This is a genomic window from Pseudonocardia halophobica (genome assembly GCF_027922425.1).
GTDB lineage: Bacteria > Actinomycetota > Actinomycetes > Mycobacteriales > Pseudonocardiaceae > Pseudonocardia > Pseudonocardia halophobica.
This window is the reverse complement of sequence record NZ_BSFQ01000034.1, coordinates 12733-33833: the sequence shown is the minus strand read 5'-3', so window position 1 is coordinate 33833 and position 21101 is coordinate 12733. Positions and strand designations below refer to the sequence as shown.

At 75.3% G+C, this 21101-nt stretch carries 20 protein-coding genes; 16 read left to right on the top strand and 4 right to left on the bottom strand.

Annotated features, from left to right (window positions below; genetic code table 11):
- The first annotated feature begins 1 nt into the window (after window position 1).
- From PKE99_RS28705 to PKE99_RS28670, 8 genes are all read left to right on the top strand, one after another.
- Complete coding sequence (locus tag PKE99_RS28705) at window positions 2–895, top strand: sulfurtransferase (RefSeq protein ID WP_037046413.1); 894 nt, start codon at window positions 2–4, stop codon at window positions 893–895.
- The gene (locus PKE99_RS28700; RefSeq protein WP_037046410.1) at window positions 892–1329 is read left to right on the top strand and encodes a SufE family protein; all 438 of its coding nucleotides are present in this window, start codon (window positions 892–894) and stop codon (window positions 1327–1329) included. Before PKE99_RS28705 ends, PKE99_RS28700 begins: the two co-directional genes overlap by 4 nt.
- Before the next feature lie 144 nt (window positions 1330–1473).
- On the top strand, window positions 1474–2439 hold the full coding sequence (locus PKE99_RS28695; protein ID WP_037046684.1) for a TIGR04222 domain-containing membrane protein: 966 nt from the start codon (window positions 1474–1476) through the stop codon (window positions 2437–2439).
- Complete coding sequence (locus tag PKE99_RS28690) at window positions 2423–3343, top strand: MbnB/TglH/ChrH family RiPP precursor modification enzyme (protein ID WP_231498224.1); 921 nt, start codon at window positions 2423–2425, stop codon at window positions 3341–3343. The genes PKE99_RS28695 and PKE99_RS28690 overlap by 17 nt, the downstream gene beginning before the upstream one ends.
- Complete coding sequence (locus PKE99_RS28685) at window positions 3340–3786, top strand: SCO6045 C-terminal-like domain-containing protein (protein ID WP_051737515.1); 447 nt, start codon at window positions 3340–3342, stop codon at window positions 3784–3786. The genes PKE99_RS28690 and PKE99_RS28685 overlap by 4 nt, the downstream gene beginning before the upstream one ends.
- Window positions 3787–3969: 183 nt before the next feature.
- Entirely contained in the window at window positions 3970–5745 is a 1776-nt protein-coding gene (locus PKE99_RS28680) for an acetyl/propionyl/methylcrotonyl-CoA carboxylase subunit alpha (RefSeq protein ID WP_037046404.1), read from the top strand.
- Between the two features lie 64 nt (window positions 5746–5809).
- Window positions 5810–6232, top strand: a complete 423-nt coding sequence (locus PKE99_RS28675) for a GNAT family N-acetyltransferase (protein ID WP_063739770.1) — start codon at window positions 5810–5812, stop codon at window positions 6230–6232.
- Window positions 6233–6454: 222 nt separating this feature from the next.
- A complete protein-coding gene (locus PKE99_RS28670) occupies window positions 6455–6958 on the top strand; it encodes a hypothetical protein (RefSeq protein WP_037046401.1) in 504 nt (167 codons plus the stop codon).
- Between the two features lie 50 nt (window positions 6959–7008).
- Here the strand turns inward: PKE99_RS28670 and PKE99_RS28665 are convergent, their stop codons facing one another.
- Together PKE99_RS28665 and PKE99_RS28660 are read right to left on the bottom strand one after the other, a co-directional pair.
- A complete protein-coding gene (locus PKE99_RS28665) occupies window positions 7009–7356 on the bottom strand; it encodes a hypothetical protein (RefSeq protein WP_037046400.1) in 348 nt (115 codons plus the stop codon).
- A gap of 58 nt (window positions 7357–7414) precedes the next feature.
- Window positions 7415–8818, bottom strand: coding sequence for an NAD(P)H-quinone dehydrogenase (locus PKE99_RS28660; RefSeq protein WP_037046397.1), 1404 nt, complete (start codon window positions 8816–8818; stop codon window positions 7415–7417).
- 156 nt (window positions 8819–8974) lie between these two features.
- On the opposite strand from PKE99_RS28660, the gene PKE99_RS28655 reads away from it, so the two are divergent.
- Window positions 8975–9424: a gamma-glutamylcyclotransferase gene (locus PKE99_RS28655; protein ID WP_037046394.1), complete on the top strand. Its 450-nt coding sequence runs from the start codon at window positions 8975–8977 to the stop codon at window positions 9422–9424.
- A gap of 163 nt (window positions 9425–9587) precedes the next feature.
- The gene (locus tag PKE99_RS28650; RefSeq protein WP_081924170.1) at window positions 9588–10535 is read left to right on the top strand and encodes a type IV toxin-antitoxin system AbiEi family antitoxin; all 948 of its coding nucleotides are present in this window, start codon (window positions 9588–9590) and stop codon (window positions 10533–10535) included.
- 53 nt (window positions 10536–10588) lie between these two features.
- Here the strand turns inward: PKE99_RS28650 and PKE99_RS28645 are convergent, their stop codons facing one another.
- On the bottom strand, window positions 10589–11824 hold the full coding sequence (locus PKE99_RS28645) for an amidohydrolase (protein WP_037046391.1): 1236 nt from the start codon (window positions 11822–11824) through the stop codon (window positions 10589–10591).
- Window positions 11825–12170: 346 nt separating this feature from the next.
- Between PKE99_RS28645 and PKE99_RS28640 the strand changes: the two genes are divergently transcribed.
- The 4 genes from PKE99_RS28640 to PKE99_RS28625 are packed head-to-tail and all read left to right on the top strand — an operon-like array spanning window position 12171 to window position 16745.
- Entirely contained in the window at window positions 12171–13883 is a 1713-nt protein-coding gene (locus tag PKE99_RS28640; RefSeq protein ID WP_037046388.1) for a serine/threonine-protein kinase, read from the top strand.
- 19 nt (window positions 13884–13902) lie between these two features.
- Window positions 13903–14682 (top strand): purine-nucleoside phosphorylase, encoded by a 780-nt coding sequence (locus PKE99_RS28635; protein ID WP_037046385.1) that lies wholly within the window; start codon window positions 13903–13905, stop codon window positions 14680–14682.
- A gap of 1 nt (window position 14683) precedes the next feature.
- Window positions 14684–16282 (top strand): phospho-sugar mutase, encoded by a 1599-nt coding sequence (locus PKE99_RS28630; protein ID WP_037046382.1) that lies wholly within the window; start codon window positions 14684–14686, stop codon window positions 16280–16282.
- Window positions 16283–16292: 10 nt separating this feature from the next.
- On the top strand, window positions 16293–16745 hold the full coding sequence (locus PKE99_RS28625) for a flavodoxin family protein (RefSeq protein WP_037046380.1): 453 nt from the start codon (window positions 16293–16295) through the stop codon (window positions 16743–16745).
- Here the strand turns inward: PKE99_RS28625 and PKE99_RS28620 are convergent.
- Window positions 16735–17538, bottom strand: a complete 804-nt coding sequence (locus tag PKE99_RS28620; RefSeq protein WP_156067642.1) for an SGNH/GDSL hydrolase family protein — start codon at window positions 17536–17538, stop codon at window positions 16735–16737. The two genes, PKE99_RS28625 and PKE99_RS28620, sit on opposite strands and share 11 nt — an antisense overlap.
- Before the next feature lie 181 nt (window positions 17539–17719).
- On the opposite strand from PKE99_RS28620, the gene PKE99_RS28615 reads away from it, so the two are divergent.
- Together PKE99_RS28615 and PKE99_RS28610 are read left to right on the top strand one after the other, a co-directional pair.
- Complete coding sequence (locus PKE99_RS28615) at window positions 17720–18304, top strand: TetR/AcrR family transcriptional regulator (RefSeq protein WP_037046378.1); 585 nt, start codon at window positions 17720–17722, stop codon at window positions 18302–18304.
- 81 nt (window positions 18305–18385) lie between these two features.
- Window positions 18386–21091, top strand: coding sequence for an ATP-binding protein (locus tag PKE99_RS28610; protein ID WP_156067641.1), 2706 nt, complete (start codon window positions 18386–18388; stop codon window positions 21089–21091).
- Window positions 21092–21101: the final 10 nt, after the last annotated feature.

Genomic DNA, 21101 nt, shown 5'->3' with positions numbered 1-21101 from the left:
CATGGCTCCCACTGACCCGGACCCGAAGTTCGCCGAGTACGCCCACCCGGAGCGGCTCGTCACCACGGCCTGGCTGGCCGAACACCTCGGCGACCCGGACGTCGTCGTCGTCGAGTCGGACGAGGACGTGCTGCTCTACGACACCGGCCACATCCCGGGCGCCGTCAAGGTGGACTGGCACACCGAGCTGAACCACCCGGTCACGCGGGACTACGTCGACCCCGAGGCCTTCGCGCAGCTGTGCGGCGAGCGCGGCATCGCGCGCGAGAGCACCGTCGTGTTCTACGGCGACCGCAACAACTGGTGGGCCACCTACGCGCTCTGGGTGTTCCGGCTGTTCGGCCACGAGGACGTCCGGATCCTCGACGGCGGGCGCGCCAAGTGGGCCGCCGAGGGCCGCGAGATGACCACCGAGCAGCCGAAGCCGACCCCGGTCGAGTACCCGATCGTGGAGCGGGACGACATCGCGATCCGCGCCTTCAAGGAGGACGTGCTGGGCCACCTCGGCGGCCAGCTCGTCGACGTCCGGTCCCCGGGCGAGTACTCCGGCGAGCTGCTGCACATGCCGGACTACCCGCAGGAGGGTGCGGTCCGCGGCGGCCACATCCCCGGCGCGTCCAGCGTGCCGTGGGCCCGCGCGGCCAACGAGGACGGCACGTTCAAGTCCCGCACGGAGCTCTCGGAGATCTACGAGGACGAGCAGGGCCTGGCCAAGGACGCGCCCACGATCGCCTACTGCCGCATCGGCGAGCGGTCCAGCCACACCTGGTTCGTGCTGTCCTACCTGCTCGGGTTCGAGGGCGTCCGCAACTACGACGGCAGCTGGACCGAGTGGGGCAACTCGGTGCGGGTCCCGATCGTGCAGGGCGCCGACAAGGGGTCCGTGGAGAAATGAGCCTTCCTCCCGCCCTGGCGGAGCTCGTCGAGGACTTCGAGGCGGTCGGTCCGAAGGACCGCCTCCAGCTCCTCCTCGAGCTCAGCCAGGAGCTCCCCGATCTGCCCGACCGGTACGCCGACGCGGCGGGGTCGATGGAGCAGGTGCACGAGTGCCAGTCGCCGCTGTTCCTCGCCGTCGAGGTCGACGAGGACGCGGACCGGCGCGTGCACCTCTTCTTCTCCGCCCCGCCGGAGGCCCCCACCACCCGGGGCTTCGCCGGGATCATGCACACCGGCCTGGACGGCGAGCCGGCGAGCGAGGTGCTCGCGGTGCCGGACGACTTCTACACGGCGCTGGGCCTCACCCAGGCCGTCAGCCCGCTGCGGATCCGCGGCATGGCGGCGATGCTGGCGCGGATCAAGAAGCAGGTGCGGGCCGCGGTCGCGGGGTGAGGACCGGCCGGTCGGTCGCTGAGGGCTCGCTGAGGCGACGGCGGGCCCGCGAACCCTAAGCCTTCGTCAAGAACGTTCCGCAGTGGCCTGCGCCACCCCATGCTGTCGGTGTCCCACAGGACGACCGACCGGGGGGTGGTCGTGATGGCGGTACTCGCAGCACCGGGAGACACCTGGGGCGTCGATGGCCCCACCTTCCTGTTCCTCTACCTGGTCCTCGCCGCGGCGGTGCTCGTCGCGGCGACGCGGGCGCGGCGGCGGATCGCCGGGGCCGGGCGCACCACCGCCGCGGACCGGACCGGTCCGCTCTCCGGCCGCCCCCAGGACGTGGCGTACCTGCACGGCGGCCCGGAGCTGGCCGTCTGGTCCGCGCTGAGCGCCATGCACCTGTCCGGCACGATCGCGACCGCCGGGCGCGGCGTGGTCCAGGCCGTCGGCCGGCCCGAGACGCGGGCCACCGAGCTCGAGCGGGCGATTCACGCGACGGCGACCTCGCGGACCCCGCAGCACCGGCTGCGGTTCCACGGGTCGGTCGCCGCGGCGCTCGACCGGATCCGGGAGCGGCTCGTCGCCGAGCAGCTCCTGCTGTCCGAGGCCCAGCGCGACCGCATCCGCCGGATCGGCGGCTGGATGCTGGCGGTCGCCGTGTTCGGGCTGGTCCGGATCATCGCCGGGGTGGCCGACGCCCGGCCGATCGGCTTCCTCGTGGCCGCGACCGTCGTCGTCGCCGTGATCGGGCTGGTCCAGCTCGTCCGCGTGCCGCAGCGCACGGCGACCGGGCAGCGCGCCCTGGAGTTCCTCCGCGACAAGCATTCCGACCTGTCGCCCAGCATGAAGCCGGACTGGGTGGCGCACGGCGCCGGGGCCGCGGCGCTCGGCGTCGGGATCTTCGGCATGGGCGCCCTGTGGGCCTCCGACCCCGCTTTCGCCGACGAGCTGGCGGCGCAGAAGGCCGCGGCCGCGACCGGCGGCTGGAGCGGTGGCTACTCGGACTCCGGCAGCAGCAGCTGGGCCTTCGGCGGCGGGGGCGACGGCGGGGGCGGCAGCAGCTGCGGCGGTGGGGGCGGCGGAGGCTGCGGCGGTGGGGGCGGCGGTGGCTGCGGCGGCTGAGGGCCCGCCGGGTGTGCTCCCCGCGCCGGTGGCCGGCCTCGGTGTCGGCTGGCGGCCCGAGATCGCCGGGGTCGTCGCGAGGCTGCCCGACCTCGGGTTCTGCGAGGTGATCGCGGAGTCGCTCGACCTCCGGCACCCGGACCGTCCGCCCGCAGGTCCGTCTCGAGGGGTGACGGACCTGCGGGGCCGCGGGATCCCGGTGGTCCCGCACGGGGTGCGGCTCGGCCTCGGGGACGCCGAGGGCGTCGACCCGGGCCGGGTCGCCCACCTGGCCGCCTGCGCCCGGGCGCTCGACGCGCCGTTGGTGAGCGAGCACGTCGCGTTCGTCCGGGCGGCTGGCCGCGAGGCCGGGCACCTGCTGCCGGTGCCGCGCACCCGCGAGGCGCTCGACGTGCTGGTCGAGGGTGTCCGCCGCACGCAGGCCGAGCTGGAGGTCCCGCTCGCCCTGGAGCCGATCGCGGCGCTGTTCGACTGGCCGGACGACGAGTACGCCGAGGGCGACTTCCTCACCGAGCTGCTCGACCGCACCGGTGCGCTGCTGCTGCTCGACGTCGCCAACGTCCACGCCAACGCCCGCAACCGCGGGCAGGACCCGTCCGCCGTCCTCGACCGGATGCCGCTCGGTCGGGTGGCGTACGTGCACGTGGCGGGCGGGGCGGTCCACGACGGGCTGTACCACGACACGCACCTCGACCCCGTCCCCTCGGCCGTGCTCATGCTGCTCGAGGAGGTGCGCGAGCGCGGCGCCGCGCCGGCCGTGATGCTGGAGCGGGACGGCCGCTACCCGCCCGCCGCGGAGCTGCGCGGGGAGCTGGCGGCGATCGTGGCGTCGGCGCGGCTGGGGCCGATCCCGTCGGCGCCCTCGGAGACGGTCCCCTCGGCGTCGCCGGAGCCGGTCCCGTGAGCGCCGGCGGGGCGGGCCCCCTGAGCGCCGGCGGAGCCGGTCCGACGGGCGCCGGCGATCTCGCCGCACGGCAGGCGGCCCTCGTCGCGGCCCTCGTCGACGGCGCCCCGGACCCGCCCGGCTTCGCCGCCGACCGGCTCGCCGCGACCCGGGAAGCGTTGCTGCGCAAACGGTCCGGCCAGGCCGCCGCGGCGTGGCCGTTGCTCGCGGCCGGCCTCGGCGCCGACTGGTCCGCGTTCGCCTGCGCGGTGCTCGCCGGGCGTCCGGTCTCGGGGGCGTTCCGGGACGGCTGGGACGTCGCCCTGGCCGCCCGATCGGCGGATCGGCTGACCGAGGGCGCCGGCCGCGAGCTCGCCGCCCGGGAGCGGACCCACCGCTACGACGGCGTCCGACCGCCGCGCCGCCGGCTGATCACGCAGGTCGCCGGGCTCTTCCGGCGCTGATCCACGTTTCGGCACGCCCCTCCCGGGGAAGGTTCGGGCGCGGAGAGACGGTCAGCCGTGACCGTTCGATGACGGATGCCACATCCGCTCGCGTTCGGTGTTCGCTGGGTGAACTCCTAGACTCCGCGGTAACCAACGCGCCGACGCAACGGAGGTCGGCCGCGAGCCACGAGGAGACCGAACGTGCCTGAACTGCGCAAAGTTCTCGTCGCCAACCGCGGGGAGATCGCCGTACGGGTGATCCGGGCCGCACGGGACGCGGGCCTTGCCAGTGTCGCGGTCTACGCCGACCCGGACCGGGACGCGCTGTTCGTGCGCCTGGCCGACGAGGCCTACGCCCTGGGCGGCACCACCGCCGCCGAGTCCTACCTCGACTTCGACAAGGTCATCGGGGCCGCGAAGCAGGCGGAGGCGGACGCGATCCACCCCGGCTACGGCTTCCTGTCGGAGAACGCGGACTTCGCCCAGGCGGTGATCGACGCCGGCATCACCTGGATCGGCCCGTCGCCGGAGTCCATCCGCGACCTCGGCGACAAGGTCACCGCCCGGCACATCGCGATGCGCGCCGGCGCCCCGCTCGTCCCCGGCACCGCCGACCCGGTCTCCGGCGCGGACGAGGTGATCGAGTTCACCAAGGAGCACGGGCTGCCCGTCGCGATCAAGGCGGCGTTCGGCGGCGGCGGGCGCGGCATGAAGGTCGCGCGCGAGGAGAAGGAGATCGCCGAGCTGTACGAGTCGGCGGTCCGCGAGGCCACCGCCGCCTTCGGTCGCGGCGAGTGCTTCGTCGAGCGCTACCTGGACAAGCCCCGGCACGTCGAGACCCAGGTGCTGGCCGACACCCACGGCAACGTCATCGTCGTCGGCACCCGCGACTGCTCGCTGCAGCGCCGCTTCCAGAAGCTGGTCGAGGAGGCCCCCGCGCCGTTCCTCACCGAGGAGCAGCGCAAGACCCTCTACGACGCCTCCAAGGCGATCGTGAAGGAGGCCGGCTACTACGGCGCCGGCACCGTCGAGTTCCTCATCGGGCAGGACGGCCTGATCACGTTCCTCGAGGTCAACACCCGGCTCCAGGTCGAGCACCCGGTGTCCGAGGAGACCTCCGGCCTGGACCTGGTGCGCGAGCAGTTCCGCATCGCCGAGGGCAAGGAGCTCAACCTCCTCGACGACCCGGAGCCCCGCGGGCACTCGATCGAGTTCCGGATCAACGGCGAGGACGCGGGCCGCAACTTCCTGCCCGCCCCCGGCACCGTGGAGTCGATCGCCTACCCGGCCGGCCCGGGGGTGCGCGTCGACGCCGGTGTGGAGGCCGGGTCCGTCGTCGGCGGGCAGTTCGACTCGCTGCTGGCCAAGCTGATCGTGTCCGGCTCGGACCGGAACCAGGCGCTCGAGCGCTCCCGCCGCGCCCTGGCGGAGTTCCAGGTCGGCGGCATGGCGACCGTGCTGGACTTCCACCGGCTCGTCGTGTCCGACCCGGCCTTCGCGGCCGACCGCGAGGAGGACTTCACCGTCCACACCCGCTGGATCGAGACCGAGTGGGACAACACGGTCGAGCCCTTCACCGGCGCGGCCGAGGCCGACGAGGAGACCGCGCCGCGGCAGAACGTCGTCGTCGAGGTCGGCGGCAAGCGCGTCGAGGTCTCGCTGCCCGGCGACATCTCCTTCGGCGGCGGAGGTGCCGCCGGCGGTGCGGCCAAGGCCAAGCCGCGCAAGCGCGGCGGGGGCGGCGGTGGGGCCAAGGCCTCCGGCGACGCCGTCACCGCCCCGATGCAGGGCACGATCATCAAGGTCGCGGTCTCGGACGGCGACACCGTCTCGGCCGGCGACCTGATCGTGGTCCTCGAGGCCATGAAGATGGAGAACCCGGTCACCGCGCACAAGGACGGCACCGTCACCGGCCTGTCCGCCGAGGCCGGCTCCTCCATCTCGCAGGGCACGGTCGTCTGCGAGATCAAGGACTGACCCGTGAGTGCCGAGTGCCCCTAGAGGGGCACTCGGCACTCACGACCCCGTCCGACCTGCAGCGATGGAACCCGTCGAGATCAACGCCGGGACCTGGTACCTGCGCGCCCTGCGCGCCGACGACCGGGTCACCGACGTCCCCGCCCTCACCGAGGCCGGCGTGCCCGACGCACTCGCGCACGTCCGGCTCCGGGCCGCGCGGTGGTCGTCGGACACGGGGTGCTCGTGGGCGGTCGCCGAACCGACGACCGGCGAGATGCTGGGTGAGATCGCGCTGACCGGGCTCGGCACCGACACCCCGGAGATCACCTGCTGGGCGCTGGGGCGCGCCCGCGGCCGGGGCATGACGTCGACCGCGCTGGGCGCCGTGCTGCGCTTCGCGGCCGGCGGGCTCGGTCTGGAGCGGATCCGGTGCGGCGGCTCCGGCCCGGCCGCCGCCCGGCTCGCGGCGCGGTCCGGTGCGCCGGATCTGCTGATCATGGATTGACGTCACCCTCGGCGTCGGGTTGACTCCTCAGCGCCAGGTTCGACCGTGTTCGGCGCGCCTGTGCTGCACAAGTACACAGCGCCCGACACGCACCCGTGTGATCACCCCACGGGGCCCGGTCCCTCCGCCACGCGGCCAGGACCGCGCCGCGGATCCCGCCCGACACGAGGCCACCTCGTCGCGGGCACGTCCTCGACAACCACTCGAGAACCAGGATCCGTCATGCCCCCCGACACCCCGTCCGACCCGACGACCGTGTTCGTCACGACCCACATCCACACCGACGGGCCCATCCCGGGCCCGCACTCCCTGCTCACCCTGACCTCGGCGGCACATCGCGCCGACGGGGTCCCGACCGGGACGTTCACCGCGAACCTGCGGGAGCTGCCCGGCGCCACCCTGCATCCGGCGTCGCTGCAGGACTGGCGCACCCGGGCCGGGGACTGGCTCGCCACCCGGCGGGCCGCACGTCCCCCGGCCCTCGCGACGATCGCCTACGCCCGCTGGGTGGAGCGGCTGCCCGGCCGCGCGGTGTTCGTCGCGGAGCCCCACACGCAGGACTACCTGTTCGTCTACTGGTACCTGCAGCGCTTCGCCGGTGAGTGGCCGTTCGCGGGGAGCCTCTCCGCCGCGTCGTCCCCGATCCGGTCCGCGCGGGCGGCCGAGGCGTGCGTCCTCGCGTCGTGCCGCACGGGGCCCGGCCCCGGTCTCGCCGCGGCGGGCTGAGCCGACATCGCGCCCCCGGTGGACACCGTCCGCCGGGGGCGCCGTCGTGGTCAGTCGCGGTGCGGGCGGACCTCCGGGCGACCGAGGATCGCCCCGCCCACGCCGGCGAGCACCGTCAGCCCGGCGACGATGATCGAGACGAGCCCGAGGCCGCTCAGCAGCAGCCCGACGCCCGCGGACACCGCACCGACGGCGAGCCCGGCGCGCGGCACGGCGGCGCCGTGCAGCTTCGCCGTGACCAGCCGGGCGGCGCCGGCGGTCAGCACGATCGCCAGGATCGCCGCGGCGCCCGGGAAGGAGGGCAGGAACACGAACAGGAGGTCGTCGGCGAGCTGCCCGGCGACCCCGGCCGCGACCACCGGCAGGACCGGCACGCGGGTGGGGACGGGAGTGGTCATGCGTCCACGGTCCGCCGCGCTGCAGGCCGCGAAATCGGGGATGACCCCGACTCGTCCCTTAGTCCAGGTCGCTGTGCTGCATGAGCTGCCGGCCGGCCTCGGTGATCGAGCCGGACAGCGAGGGGTAGACGGAGAAGGTGTGGGCGAGGTCGTCGACGCCGAGCCCGTTCTGCACCGCCATCGCGATCGGCAGCACCAGCTCGCTCGCCACCGGGGCCACGACCACGCCGCCGATCACCACGCCCGTCGCCGGGCGGCAGAACAGCTTGACGAACCCGCGGCGCAGCCCGCGCATCTTCGCGCGCGGGTTGGTGGCCAGCGGGAGCATCACGGTGCGGGCCGGGACCTCGCCCGCGTCGATCGCGCGCTGGCTGATGCCGACGGTCGCGATCTCGGGGCGGGTGAAGACGTTGGACGCGACGGTGCGCAGCCGGATCGGCGCGACGCCCTCGCCGAGGGCGTGCCACATCGCGATGCGGCCCTGCATCGAGCCGACCGAGGCCAGCATGAGCAGGCCGGTGCAGTCGCCGGCGGCGTAGATGCCGGGCACGGACGTGCGCGAGACCCGGTCGACCGGGATGAACCCGCCGCGGTCGGTCTCGATGCCGATCTTCTCCAGGCCGATGTCGCGGGTGTTCGGGACCGACCCGACGGTCATCAGCGCGTGCGAGCCGTGGACGACCTGGCCGTCGGCGAGGGTGACGACCACGCCGTCGCCGTCGCGCACCACGGACTCGGCGCGGGCCTTCGGGAGGATGTCGACCCCGCGCTCGGCGAAGACGTCCTCGAGGACGGCCGCGGCGTCGGCGTCCTCGCTAGGGAGGACGCGGTCCCGGCTGGAGATCAGCGTGACCTTGCAGCCGAGCTCCACGTAGGCGGAGACGAACTCGGCGCCGGTGACGCCGGAGCCGACCACGATCAGGTGCTCCGGCAGCTCGGGCAGGTCGTAGAGCTGGCGCCAGGTGAGGATGCGCTCGCCGTCCGGCCGGGCCGAGTCGAGCACGCGCGGGGTGGCGCCCGTCGCGATCAGCACGGTGTCGGCCGCCAGCTTCTCGACGGTCCCGTCCTGGTGCCGGGCCTCGACGGTGTGCGGCTGGCGGCCGCTCGTCTCGTCGAGGAAGGAGGCGGCGCCGTGGATGATCCGGACGCCCTCGCTCTCCACGCGGGCCCGGATGTCGGCCGACTGGGCCAGCGCCAGGCCCTTCACCCGGCCGTTGACCTTGGGCAGGTCGACGCCGGCGGTGTTGCGGTCGAGGAGCACGCCCAGGTCCTCGGCGCGGTGCAGGTCCACGCGGACCGCGGCGGAGGAGATGAAGGTCTTGGAGGGGACGCAGTCGTGCAGCACGCACGCGCCGCCCATGCCGTCCTTCTCGACGACGGTCACGTCGCTGCCGTGCTGGGCCGCGACCAGCGCCGCCTCGTACCCGGCGGGGCCACCGCCCATGATCACGATGCGGGTCACCGTACGCACGCCCCTCCGCGAGACAGCAGATCCGACGGCCGGTCCTGGATCGATCCGACCGGTGCGGACGCCGCCCGGCGCCCGTTCATACCGTACGCGTGTCCGCCGAGCGGTCCCGAAGGACCCGGACGAGGCGGGCGCCGTTACCCTGTCCCCGTGCCGCTGTACGCCGCCTACGGGTCGAACATGGATCCGGGCCAGATGAAGGAGCGCGCCCCGCACTCGCCGATGGCGGGCACCGGGTGGCTGATGGGCTGGCGCCTGACCTTCGGCGGCGAGGACTACGCCTGGGAGGGCGCGCTCTCCACGGTGGTCGAGGACCCGACCTCGCAGGTGTTCGTGGTGCTCTACGACGTCCCGGACCACGACGCCGCCCAGCTCGACCGCTGGGAGGGTGGCGAGCTCGGGCTGCACAAGAAGCTCCGGCTGCGGGTGCAGACCCTCGAGGGCAGCGTGCTCGCCTGGATCTACGTGCTCAACGCCTACGAGGGCGGCCTCCCCAGCGCCCGCTACCTCGGCGTGATCGCCGACGCCGCGGAAGCCGCCGGCGCCCCGGACGACTACGTCACCGAACTCCGCAACCGCCCGAGCCAGAAGAGCGTCTGACCCGGAGACGTTCCGCGAGTCGCGAGATCTGACACCGCGAGTCGCGAGCAGTCGTCATCGCCGTCCTCGCCGGAAGGTCCCTGACCATCCACACCCGGGTGGATCTGTCCACAGCCTCGACGCTCATCTGCTGATCAGCACGCTACGGCGGCACGGTTTGAGCATGACCACCTCCGAACCCGGGACCCATGGCGCGCGCCGCAAGTCGGACGTCCGACGTCAGATGGGCGATTCCGCCATGCGCGGCGCCCTGAGATCCGGCGAGCTCCACGCGCAGTGGCGCGGTGTGCTCGTCGCAGGAACGCGCACGGCCGATCCTCTCACCGTCGCCGCTGCCGCCTGTTCCTTCGCCGGGCCCGCGGCCGTCATCAGCGACTGGACGGCGACCTGGCTGCACGGCTGCACCGCCGTCGACCCACTTCCGGTCCACCTCACCGTGCCGTCCGGACACTGGCTGCGCGCACGTCCCGGCCTCGTGGCCCACAACGGTCTCCTCCTGTCCGACGACGCGGTCGAGATCGACGGGCTTCCCGTGCTCGCTCTCGATCGGGTGCTGGCCGATCTGTTGTGCCGCGACCGGCCGCAGGACGCGCTTGCAGTGCTCGACCAGGCGTTGGCCGCGGTCGCCCCGGCAGAACGAGAGGCTTTCCGGCAGCGCGTCGGCGAGCGGATCACGAACCGCAGCGACCCCCGTGGGCGACGCAGGGCGGCGCAGCTGCTGGACCTGGCCACCGGGCTGACGCTCTCGCCGGCGGAGAGCCGGATGCTGTTCAGGCTCGTCGACCTGGGATTTCCGGTTCCGCAGGTCAACCTGCCCGTGCACGACGCGAGGGGCGAGGTGCTGTTCCTTCTCGATCATGCCTGGCCCGAGTACCGCATCGCAGTCGAGTACGACGGTCATGCGGCCCACCTCGGGCGCGAGGACGAGGATGCCGCGCGGCAGGCCGAGCTGGAGCGCCGCGGCTTCATCGTCGTCCGTGTCCGGGCGGCCGACATGCGCGACCTCAGCCGGGTCGAACGCGAGCTCGACACGGCCTTTCGTGCGCGCGGGCTCACCCTCAACCGGAAGATCGGCACCCTCCAGCCGCGCAGGCACCGAGAGCAGCCCTGACACCCGAGCGAGAACTCCCGACTCGCGCTGCCAGAACTCCCGACTCGCGGGGATTACGCCAGGGCCTGTAGGGCGCTGTTCACCAGGACGCGGACGCCGAAGGGGAGGGCGCGTTCGTCGAGGTCGAAGGTGGGCTGGTGGATGTCCTTCATCGGACCCACCCCCGGCCACACCCCCAGCCGCGCCATCGCGCCCGGCACCTTCTCCAGGTACCACGCGAAGTCCTCGCCGCCGCTGGACTGCTCGGTGTCGGCGGCGGCGTCGGGCCCGCCGGTGATGATCGCGGCGTCGCGTAGCATGCCGGAGCTGACGGCCTCGTTGACCACCGGCGGCACCCCGCGGATGTGGTCGATCACGTACCCGACGCCGAGCGGCGCGAGGACCGCCGCGACCAGCGCGCGGAACTTGTCCTCGAGCTCGCTCCAGGTCGCGTGGTCGGCCGTGCGCAGCGTGCCGCGCAGCACGCCGTGCTGCGGGATCGCGTTGGCGGCCTCGCCGGCCTGCACCGCACCCCACACCAGGACGGTGCCCGAGCGCGGGTCGACCTGGCGGGTGAGCAGCAGCGGGAGCTGCGTGATCAGCAGCCCGAGCGCCTCGACGAGGTCGGCGGTCAGGTGCGGACGGGCGGTGTGCCCACCCGGCGACGTGAGCCGGATCTCGACGAGGTCGCAGGCCGACGTGATCGGCCCGACCCGGGTGCCGAGCCGGCCCACCTCGAGCCGCGGGTCGCAGTGCAGCGCGAAGATGCGCTCGACGTCGTCCATCGCGCCGTCGGCGACGACGTCGATCGCGCCGCCGGGCTGGACCTCCTCGGCGGGCTGGAACACCAGCCGCACCCGGCCGGGGAGCGAGGGCGCGGAGGCGAGCGCGAGACCCGCACCGAGCACCATCGCGGTGTGCGCGTCGTGCCCGCAGGCGTGCATCACGTTGGGCACGGTGGAGGCGAACGGCAGCCCGGTCTCCTCGCCGAGGGGCAGGGCGTCGAGGTCCGCACGCAGCGCCACGCAGCGGTCGCCGCGGCCCACGTCGCAGACGAGGCCGGTGCCGCCGGGCAGGGTGCGGGGCTCGAGCCCGGCGGCCATCAGGCGGCGGGCCACGAGGGCGGTCGTACGATGCTCGTCCCGCCCGAGTTCGGGTACGGAGTGCAGCGACCGGCGGACGGCGACGACGTCGGACCGGTGGGCCGAGAGCCACTGGTCGAGCCAGGCCGGGCCGGTGCCCGCACCGAGGTCGGTGACCACCTGGTCACCGCTGGTCGCGAGCTCGGGGTGCGCCTCGAGCAGGGTCACCGGACATCACCGGCTCGACCCGCCCCTCGAGGGCTCTTCGCTCTCTCCTGCATTGGTCCATGGTGCTCACCCGGTCAGCGGTGTACCAACCCGAAACCGGGCGTTCACCGGGTATCCGCGCCGAGGGGTCGGCGATCTGCTGCGGACGGCGAGCCTGTCCGTGACGAGCGGTTGTCGCAGGTTGCGACGAACGGGCGGCCCTGCCGTTCGGCGACAAGAAAGGGGCTGCACAGCGTCGTCACCCGGTCACGTGACGTGCCCGTTTGTGCTGGTCCCGGCCCCGTCCGGGTCGTCCGCAGGCGCACCCGCCCGCACACGTGTGCGGGTCGTCGCCGACAATGGTCCCGTGTCCACGCAGGAAGACGAGCAGCCGGGCCGCGTCGTCGGCGACCGGTACCGCCTCTCCGCGCAGCTCGGCAGCGGGGCGATGGGCACGGTCTGGTCGGGGTACGACGAGGTCCTGCGCCGCCGCGTGGCCGTCAAGGAGCTGAAGGTCCCGCGCGGGGTCCCGGAGCGCGAGGCGCTCGGGATGCGCGAGCGGATGCTCCGCGAGGCGCGCGCCCTGGGCGGCCTGTCGCACCCGAACGTGATCACGGTGTTCGACGTCGTCGACGCAGCCGGCGAGCCGCTCGTCGTCCTCGAGATGGTCCCCTCCCGCAACCTCGCGACGCTCATCTCCGAGCAGGGCCGGCTGAACCAGCGCCAGGCCGCCGCCGTCGGCTACGCCACCGCGGCGGCGCTGCGGGCCGCGCACCGCGCCGGGATCACGCACCGGGACGTCAAGCCCGGGAACGTGCTCGTCGCGCACGACGGGCGCATCAAGCTCACCGACTTCGGCATCGCGCGCAACGCCTCGGACGCGCCGATGACCACCGCCGGGCTCGTCCTCGGCTCCCCCGCCTACATCGCCCCCGAGGTCGCGATGGGCGGCGCGGTCACCCCCGCCGCGGACCTCTGGGGCCTGGGCGCCACGCTGTTCGCCGCGATCGAGGGCCGCCCGCCCTACGACGTCAAGGGCGACCCCGTCTCCACCATCACCGAGGTGGTCGACGGCGAGGTGCCCCGCCCGCGGGAGCACGGGCCCGTCGCCGAGGTCATCGCGGCGCTGATGGTCAAGGACCCCGACCAGCGGATGCCGCTCGACGAGGTGCGCCGCCGGCTGCGCCCGCTGCTCGACGACCCGGACGACCCGCTCTACCCCGGCTCGCCCGACGCGCCGACGGCCTTCTCCGCGATCGCCGCGCGCCCGGAGGCGGTGCCGGAGCCGAGGGTGGCCGCGTCGGGCCCGGTCCCGGCGTCGGAACCGTGGGGCGGCACCCACGGCCCCGCCGGCTCGACCCGGCTCCCGGCGGCCGACCCGCAACCCGCCGCGCGCGGCCTCGCCGCCTCGCCCGGCCCGCTACCCACCCCGACGGGTGCCCACGCGCCGGCCCGTCCGCCCGTCCGCCCGACAGCCGGACCCGCCGCCCGCTCCACCACCGCGATCTCGATGCCGACGCGCTGGGCCCTGCCGCTGGCCGTCGCCGGGGCGCTGCTCGTCCTGCTCGGGGCGGCCGGCGGCTACAGCGTGGTCCGCTCGCTCGCCGGGCAGTCCCCGTCCTCGACGGTCACGGTCACCACCGACCGCAGCCCCACGACCGTGCACAGCGACCCCGCCGGGTGGAGCGTCGCCGTGCCCTCGACCTGGGCGCAGTACCGCGACGGCGACACGAACCCCGTCGTCCGCTTCGTCTCCGCCGACGGGTCCGAGGCGATGGCGGTGTGGAAGGCCGGGTCGGAGGACGAGGTCACCGCCGGCCTCACGGCCCCGCACCTCGGGGTCGACGCCGTCGACGTGACGCCCGCCGAGCCCGCCGCCGGTGCCCCCGACGGCGTCCGCGAGCGGCGCTACACGACCACCGAGGGCGCCCAGCAGCGCACCACGGTCCTGCGCACCGTCCCGGCGGCCGACGGGCTGTGGGCCCTGTCCCTCACCGTGCCGGCCGAGCGCGCGGGCGACCGGTCCGCCGCGCTGTTCACCGCGCTCGCCGCGACCTTCACGACACCGGGCGCCGGTTGATCACCCGTAGTCTGCGGGCATGAGCATCGCGACGGAGGCCGCACAGGCGCTGGCCAACGCGACCGGGGTGGACTCGCACGACGTCGCGGTGGTCCTCGGCTCGGGGTGGCGGCCCGCCGCGGACGTGATCGGGACCGGGTCGGACGTGCCGATGGCCGGGCTGCCCGGGTTCGTCCCGCCCGCCGTCGAGGGGCACGGCGGCACGGTGCGCACGCTCACCATCGGCGACCGCCGGGTCCTGGTGCTGCTCGGCCGTACGCACGGCTACGAGGGGCACCCGGTCGAGGCCGTGGTGCACGGCGTCCGGACGGCCGCCGCCGCGGGCTGCCGCACGGTCGTGCTGACCAACGCGGCCGGCGGGATCCGGGAGGGCATGTCCGTCGGGCAGCCGGTCCTGATCAGCGACCACCTCAACCTCACCGCCCGGTCGCCGCTGGTGGGGCCGCGGTTCACCGATCTCACCGACCTCTACTCGGTCCGGCTGCGCAAGCTCGCGCGGGAGATCGACCCGTCGCTCGAGGAGGGTGTGTACGCCGGGCTGCCCGGCCCCCACTTCGAGACGCCGGCCGAGATCCGCATGCTGCGCACGCTCGGTGCCGACCTTGTCGGCATGTCCACGGTGCTCGAGGCGATCGCCGCCCGCGCCGAGGGCGTCGAGGTGTTCGGGCTGTCGCTGGTCACCAACCTCGCCGCCGGGATGACCGGCCAGCCGCTCGACCACGAGGAGGTGCTGGAGGCCGGGCGCGCCTCGGCGACCCGGATGGGCGAGCTGCTGCGCGAGCTGGTCGCGCGCGCCTGACATGGGTCTCGACCCCGCGCTGCGGGACGCGGCGATGCGCTGGATCGCCGACGACCCCGACCCCGCCACCCGCGCGGACCTGCAGAAGCTCCTGGTCGACGCGATGACCGGCGGCGGCAGCACCGCCCTCGCCGACGCCCTGTCCGGTCCCCTGCGCTTCGGCACCGCCGGGCTGCGCGGCCCGGTCCGGGCGGGACCGTCGGGCATGAACGTCGCCGTGGTCCGGCGCGCCACCGCGGGCCTGGCCGCCTGGCTGGTCGCGCGGGGCGCGCGGGGTCGCACGGTCGTCGTCGGGCGGGACGCGCGGCACGGATCGGAGGCGTTCGCCCGCGAGGCGGCCGGGGTCCTGGCCGCGGCCGGGTTCGCGGTGCACGTCCTGCCCGGGGCGACGCCGACCCCGCTGCTCGCGTTCGCGGTGCAGCGCCGGGGCGCGGCGGCCGGGGTGCAGATCACCGCCTCGCACAACCCGCCGCAGGACAACGGTTACAAGGTCTACCTCGGCGAGGGCGTGAGCGACGCCCCCGGGGCCCAGCTCACCTCGCCCGCCGACGCCGAGATCGAGGCCGCGATCGGCGCCGCGGCCGCCGCCGTCGCGATCCCGGCCGACGGCCCGACGACCGTCGACGACCCGACCGAGGAGTACCTGGACCGGGTGGCCGGGCTCGGCACCGCGACCACCGGCCTGCGGATCGCGTTCACCCCGATGCACGGGGTCGGCGGGGCCATGGTCGTGCACGCGTTGGCGCGCAGCGGGTTCACGGACGTCCACGTGGTCGGCGCGCAGGCGGCGCCCGACCCGGACTTCCCGACCGTCGAGTTCCCGAACCCGGAGGAGCCCGGGGCGACCGACCTGCTGCTCGCGCTGGCCGCGGAGGAGAAGGTCGACCTCGCGATCGCCCTCGACCCCGACGCCGACCGCTGCGCCCTCGGCGTCCCGACGCCCGCCGGCTGGCGGATGCTCACCGGCGACGAGACCGGCGTCCTCCTCGGCGACCACCTGCTGCGCCGCCGCACCGGCCTGGTCGCGACCACCGTGGTGTCGAGCTCGATGCTCGCGAAGGTCGCCGCCGCCCACGGCGCCCCGTCGGCCGAGACGCTCACCGGCTTCAAGTGGATCGTCCGCGCCGGGCCGGGCCTCGTCTACGGCTACGAGGAGGCCCTCGGGTACTGCGTGGACCCGGAGGCGGTGCGGGACAAGGACGGGATCGCCGCGGCCGTGCTCGCCGCCGATCTCGCGGCCGGACTGAAGATCGCCGGGCTCACCGTGCTCGACCGGCTCGACGAGCTCTCCCGGGCCCACGGCGTGCACCGCACCGTCGGGATCTCGCTGCGGATGGCCCCCGAGCAGCGCGACGCCGTCATCGCCCGGCTGGCCGGCGCGCCGCCGGAGGGCTGGAGCGCCGACCGGCCCGCCCCGGACGTGCTGCGCCTGCGGAACGAGGGGGCACGGGTCGTCGTGCGCCCCTCCGGCACCGAGCCGAAGCTCAAGGCCTACCTGGAGATCGTCGAGCCGCCGACGGACGACGTGGACGCCGCCCGCGCCCGCGCCGACGGGCGGATGGCGGCGCTCCGGGAGGAGTTCACGGCCCTCATCGGGTAGGACGGGCGGCGTGGCAGTCCTGCTGATCGTCCACCACACGCCCTCGCCGGCCACCCAGGAGCTGCTCGACGCCGTGGTCCGCGGCGCCAGCGACCCCGAGATCACCGGGGTGGAGGTGCGCCGCCGGGCCGCGCTCGCCGCGACCGCGTCGGACCTGCTCGAGGCCGACGGCGTGGTGCTCGGCACCCCCGCCAACATCGGCTACATGTCCGGGGCGCTGAAGCACTTCTTCGACCAGGTCTACTACGTCTGCGGCGACGACACCCGCAAGCTCCCGTACGGCCTGTACGTGCACGGCAACCAGGGCGTGGAGGGCGCGGTGAAGGCCGTCGGCGCGATCGCGTCGGGCATGGGCTGGGAGCAGGTCGCCGCCCCGGTGGAGGTCATGGGTCCGCCGGACAAGGCGGCGCTGGAGGCGTGCTGGGAGCTCGGGGCGACGGTGGCCGCGGGGCTCAGCGAGTGACGGCCGCGGCCGGGACCGGCGGCACCGGCGCCGCCCGCCGCTGCGCCAGCCAGCCCTCGACCTCCGTGGTCCACATCGCGGCGATCTTGCGGTAGCCCCCGGCGTTGGCGTGCAGGCCGTCGACGAAGTCCCCGGCGGACAGCAGCGACGAGGTGTCCACGAACTCCAGGGAGTGGCCGAGCGCGCGGTGCCGGGCGACGACGTCCGGCGTCAGCCGCGCCAGCACCGCCCGCTCCGTGGCCCGGGCGGGCAGCGGCGCCCAGATCCCCGCGACGATCACGTGCGTCTGCGGCGCGGCGGCGAAGACCTCGTCGAGCAACGCGTCGAGCCTCGCCGCGGCGACGCTGCCCTTCGCACCGGAGTTCACGTCGTTGGTACCCATGTGCAGCAGCACGACGTCCGGGTCGGCCTCCGCCACCCAGGCGCCGACCGCCGGGATCATCTTCGCCAGCGTCCAGCCGGAGTGCCCCTCGTTGTCCGGGTCGGCCATTCCCGCCGGGCCGTTGTGGCGCGAGCCCACGTAGTCGACGCGGATGCCGTCCGCGGCCAGCTCGGCGAACAGCGGCGCGCGGTACCCGGCGGTGGCGGGGCTGCCCACGCCCTCGGTGCTCGACGCACCGAGCGGCATGACCCGCAGCATCGCCTTCGGCCCGGCGCCCTCGCCCGCGGTGCGCACCCCCGGCAGCGTGCCGCCCTCGTCGGCCGGGATCCCGGCGATGACCAGGCCCGCGACGAGCATCGCGGTGAGCTGCAACGGAACCCGCCAGCGGAGCCCCCCGAGCCAGCCGCGCATGCCGCCCTCCCGATCGGGCGCGCCCCCGACCGGCACGACCCACGAGAAGATCTCCCGAGCGGCCCCGGGTGTTACTCGCTCGCGGCGGTCGGGCCGGCGCGGCTTCGTCACACACCCGTGTCCGGACCGTGACCGCACCGTGAACGGGCGGGACCCCGGGGAGGAGAGGTAGCCTCCGCCGGTGCCCCGGCCCAAGGTCCACGACGAGGTCTTGCGCGACAGGCTGCGCGCCCGTGCGGCGGAGCTGCTGAGCGCACACGGCGTGACCGGGCTGTCGCTGCGCACGCTGGCCGCGGACGTCGGGACGTCGACCACGGCGGTCTACGCGCTCTTCGGCGGCAAGCCCGGCCTGGTGAAGTCCCTCGTCGATGACGCGTTCCGGCGGCTGCGCCGGACGCTCACGGCGGTCCCGCCCACCGCCGACCCGGCCGAGCAGCTGGTCGCGCTCGGCGAGGCCTACCGCGCCGACGCCCTGCACGACCCGCACCTCTACGACGCGATGTTCGACCGCGACCAGCTCGACGCCGAGTCCCGCGAGCTGCAGGAGGCCGCCTTCACCCCGCTCGTCGAGGCGGTGGAGCGGGCGGTCGACGCGAAGGTGCTGCGGCACGACGCGCACCCGCCGACCGTCGCGCTCGGGCTCTGGTCGGCGCTGCACGGGCTGGTGTCGCTCCAGCTGCACGCGCACACCCCGGACGCGGTCGACGACCCGGCGAAGGGCTTCCCGGTCGTCCTGCGCGCGGTGGTCGACGGCTGGCGGGCGTAGGAGGCGGCAGCAGGTCGACCTTGCTCCGCCCCCGTCCGGACGGGACCCTTCCCGCACGGCTCCGCGGGTGGGGTGAGCGGCATGGAGGGCACGGGCGACGGCACGCTCGAGTTCGGCATCCTCGGGCCTGTCTGCGTCCTCGACGGCGCCGGCGTGTCGCAGCCGCTGGGCTCGCCACGCCGCCGGGCCGTGCTCGCGGCCCTGGTGCTCGCCGACGGCCTGCCCCTGACCGTCGCCGAGCTCGCCGACCGGATCTGGGACGGCGTCCCGCCGCCGACCGCCGCGACGATGGTGCACTCGGCCGTCTCGGGTCTGCGGGCGGGCCTCGGACGCGGAGCGGTCCTCAGCCGCGGGGACGGATACGTCCGCGGACCCGGCCGCATCGACGCCGACCTCTTCGAGCGGCTGCTCGCGGAGGGACGTCGCGCCCCGCCGGCGCGCGCCGCGGCCACGCTGACCTCGGCGCTCGGCCTCTGGCGGGGGCCGGCGCTGCACGACGTCGAGCGCCCGTTCGCCCGCGACGCCGCGGCCCGCCTCGACCGGCTCCGCACCGACTGCGCCGACCTGCGGGACGAGGCCGAGCTCGCGCAGGGCCGGCACCGCGAGATCCTCTCCGCGCTGGAGGAGCGGGTCGCCGAGGACCCGCTCCGGGAACGGTCGACCGCGCTGCTGATGCTCGCCCTGTACCGCAGCGGCCGGCAGGCGGACGCGCTGGCCGCGGCCCGCCGGCTCCGCGCCGTGCTGGCGGAGGAGCTCGGCCTGGAGCCCGGGCGCGAGATCGCTCGGCTCGAGACGGCGGTCCTGCGGCACAGCCCGGAACTCGATCTTCGCCCTCCGGTGTGGGGCACGCTGTCGTCGGCGGTGAGCAGCTTCGTGGGCCGGGACCGCGAGCGGCGCGAGCTGGCCGTGCTGCTCGCGGCGCACCGGGTGGTCACGCTGACCGGGCCGGGCGGGGTCGGCAAGACGCGCCTGGCCGCGGAGGTCGCCCGTGGCCTGGGCGTGCCGGTCCATCTCGTCGATCTCGTCCCCGTCGCCGATCCGGCCGAGGTGCCCGAACGCGTGGCCGACGCCCTCGGGGTGCGGGGCGGTCCGGGCTCGACATCGCTCACCGCGCTCCGCGACGCGCTCGACGGGCGGGACGACCTCGTGCTGCTCGACAACTGCGAGCACGTGCTCGACGGATGCGTCGACGTGGTCGAGCGGACCGGGGCCCGCCTCCTGGTGACCAGCCGCGAGGCCCTGCGCGTCCCGGGTGAACGGGTGTACGTCCTGCCGCCCCTCGGCCTGGCCGACCCGGGCGCGGACTCGCGGACCGCGGCGGGCTGCGAAGCCGTGCGGCTGTTCACCGCCCGCGCCCGGCCCGGCGCGGTGGCGCCCGCCGACGTGGCGCTGGTGCTCGACGTCTGCCGCCGGCTGGACGGCCTGCCCCTGGCGCTCGAGCTCGCCGCGGCCCGGACGACGTCGCTGGCCCTGCCCGATCTCGCCGCCCGGCTGGCGTCGGCCCGTCTGCTCACGGCCCGCAGCACCGACCCGCGGCACCGCAGCCTCGCCGCGACCCTGTCCTGGAGCCACGACCTGCTCGCGCCCCCGGCGCGGCGGCTGCTGGCCCGGCTGTCCGTCTTTCCCGGTGGCTTCGACCTGCGCGCGGCCGAGGTCGTCACCGGCGCGGGAGCGCCCGGGGCCGGCGAGGTCGCCGAGTTGCTCGACCGGCTCGTCTCGGCCAGCACCGTCCAGGTCGACGGCGGGCGGTACCGGCTGCTGGCGACGACCCGCGCGTTCGCGGCGCAGCGGCTGGCCGGCTCGGCGGAGGAGCCGGATGCGCTGCGCCGCCGGCACGCCGGGTACTTCCTCGAGCTGGCCGAGGAGGCGTCGGCCCACCTCTTCGGGCCCGACGCCCCCCTCTGGCTGGACCGCCTGCACCGGGAGCGGGAGAACTGGCGTGCGGCGCTGGACTGGGCGTTCGAGGCGGACCCGGCGACGGGGGCGCGGCTCGTCGGATGCCTCTGGCACTACTGGGATCTGCGGGGGACCCGGGAGGAGGGGCTCCGCAGGGCCTACGCCGGCCTCGCCGCCGTGACCGGACCGCCGCAGCGCCTCCCGCTCCTCTCCGCCGCCGTGCTCTTCCACGTCGGACGCGCCGAGTTCGGTCCGGCGACGCGTCTGCTCGAGGAGCAGCGGGACCTGGCCCGCACCTGCGGGGAGCCCGGCTGGGAGGGCGACGCGCTCGGGATGGCCGCCACCGTCGCCTGGGCGCACGGCCGGAGCGACGAGGCACGCGCCCGCTACGAGGAGGCCGTTGCGGCCTCGCTGCGCGGCGGCGACGTCTGGCGGGCGGCGCTGGAGGAGGCACAGTTGGCCCGCCTGCACCGGGACCGCGGTGCGGAGGACGACGCCCGCGCGCTCGCCCTGCGTGCGCTGGCCCGCGCCGACGGTCTCGGTGAGCCCCTCGCCCGTGGCCTCGCGCTCGACGTCCTGGCATCGGTCGAGCACCGCTGGGGCTCCGCGGCGGAGGCGTCCCGGCTCGTCGAGGCGGCGCTCGCGGAGTACCGCAGGGTCGGCTACCGGGAGGGCGAGGCGTCGGCGGCGCTCCTGGCGGGACGGGTCGCGGCCGACCCCGGACGGGCCGCGGAGGCCTTCGGCGAGGCGCTGGCCCTCTTCCGTCGCATCGGCCACCGGGCCGGCCGGGCGGCGGCGCTCGAGGGCCTGGCCGGGTTGGACCCCGGGCGCGGTGCGCACCTGCTCGCCGAGGCCGCGGCGCTGCGGGCCGCGATCACGGCGTCGGGATGAGCCGCCGATT

What these genes read in the sequence shown, in the direction of transcription:
- PKE99_RS28705 (WP_037046413.1), top strand. Translation starts at nt 2, where the DNA reads ATGGCTCCCACTGACCCGGACCCGAAGTTCGCCGAGTACGCCCACCCG.
- PKE99_RS28610 (WP_156067641.1), top strand. Translation starts at nt 18,386, where the DNA reads ATGGAGGGCACGGGCGACGGCACGCTCGAGTTCGGCATCCTCGGGCCT.
- PKE99_RS28695 (WP_037046684.1), top strand. Translation starts at nt 1,474, where the DNA reads ATGGCGGTACTCGCAGCACCGGGAGACACCTGGGGCGTCGATGGCCCC.
- PKE99_RS28675 (WP_063739770.1), top strand. Translation starts at nt 5,810, where the DNA reads ATGGAACCCGTCGAGATCAACGCCGGGACCTGGTACCTGCGCGCCCTG.
- PKE99_RS28700 (WP_037046410.1), top strand. Translation starts at nt 892, where the DNA reads ATGAGCCTTCCTCCCGCCCTGGCGGAGCTCGTCGAGGACTTCGAGGCG.
- PKE99_RS28630 (WP_037046382.1), top strand. Translation starts at nt 14,684, where the DNA reads ATGGGTCTCGACCCCGCGCTGCGGGACGCGGCGATGCGCTGGATCGCC.
- PKE99_RS28670 (WP_037046401.1), top strand. Translation starts at nt 6,455, where the DNA reads ATGCCCCCCGACACCCCGTCCGACCCGACGACCGTGTTCGTCACGACC.
- PKE99_RS28635 (WP_037046385.1), top strand. Translation starts at nt 13,903, where the DNA reads ATGAGCATCGCGACGGAGGCCGCACAGGCGCTGGCCAACGCGACCGGG.
- PKE99_RS28620 (WP_156067642.1), bottom strand. Translation starts at nt 17,538, where the DNA reads ATGCGCGGCTGGCTCGGGGGGCTCCGCTGGCGGGTTCCGTTGCAGCTC.
- PKE99_RS28650 (WP_081924170.1), top strand. Translation starts at nt 9,588, where the DNA reads ATGACCACCTCCGAACCCGGGACCCATGGCGCGCGCCGCAAGTCGGAC.
- PKE99_RS28665 (WP_037046400.1), bottom strand. Translation starts at nt 7,356, where the DNA reads ATGACCACTCCCGTCCCCACCCGCGTGCCGGTCCTGCCGGTGGTCGCG.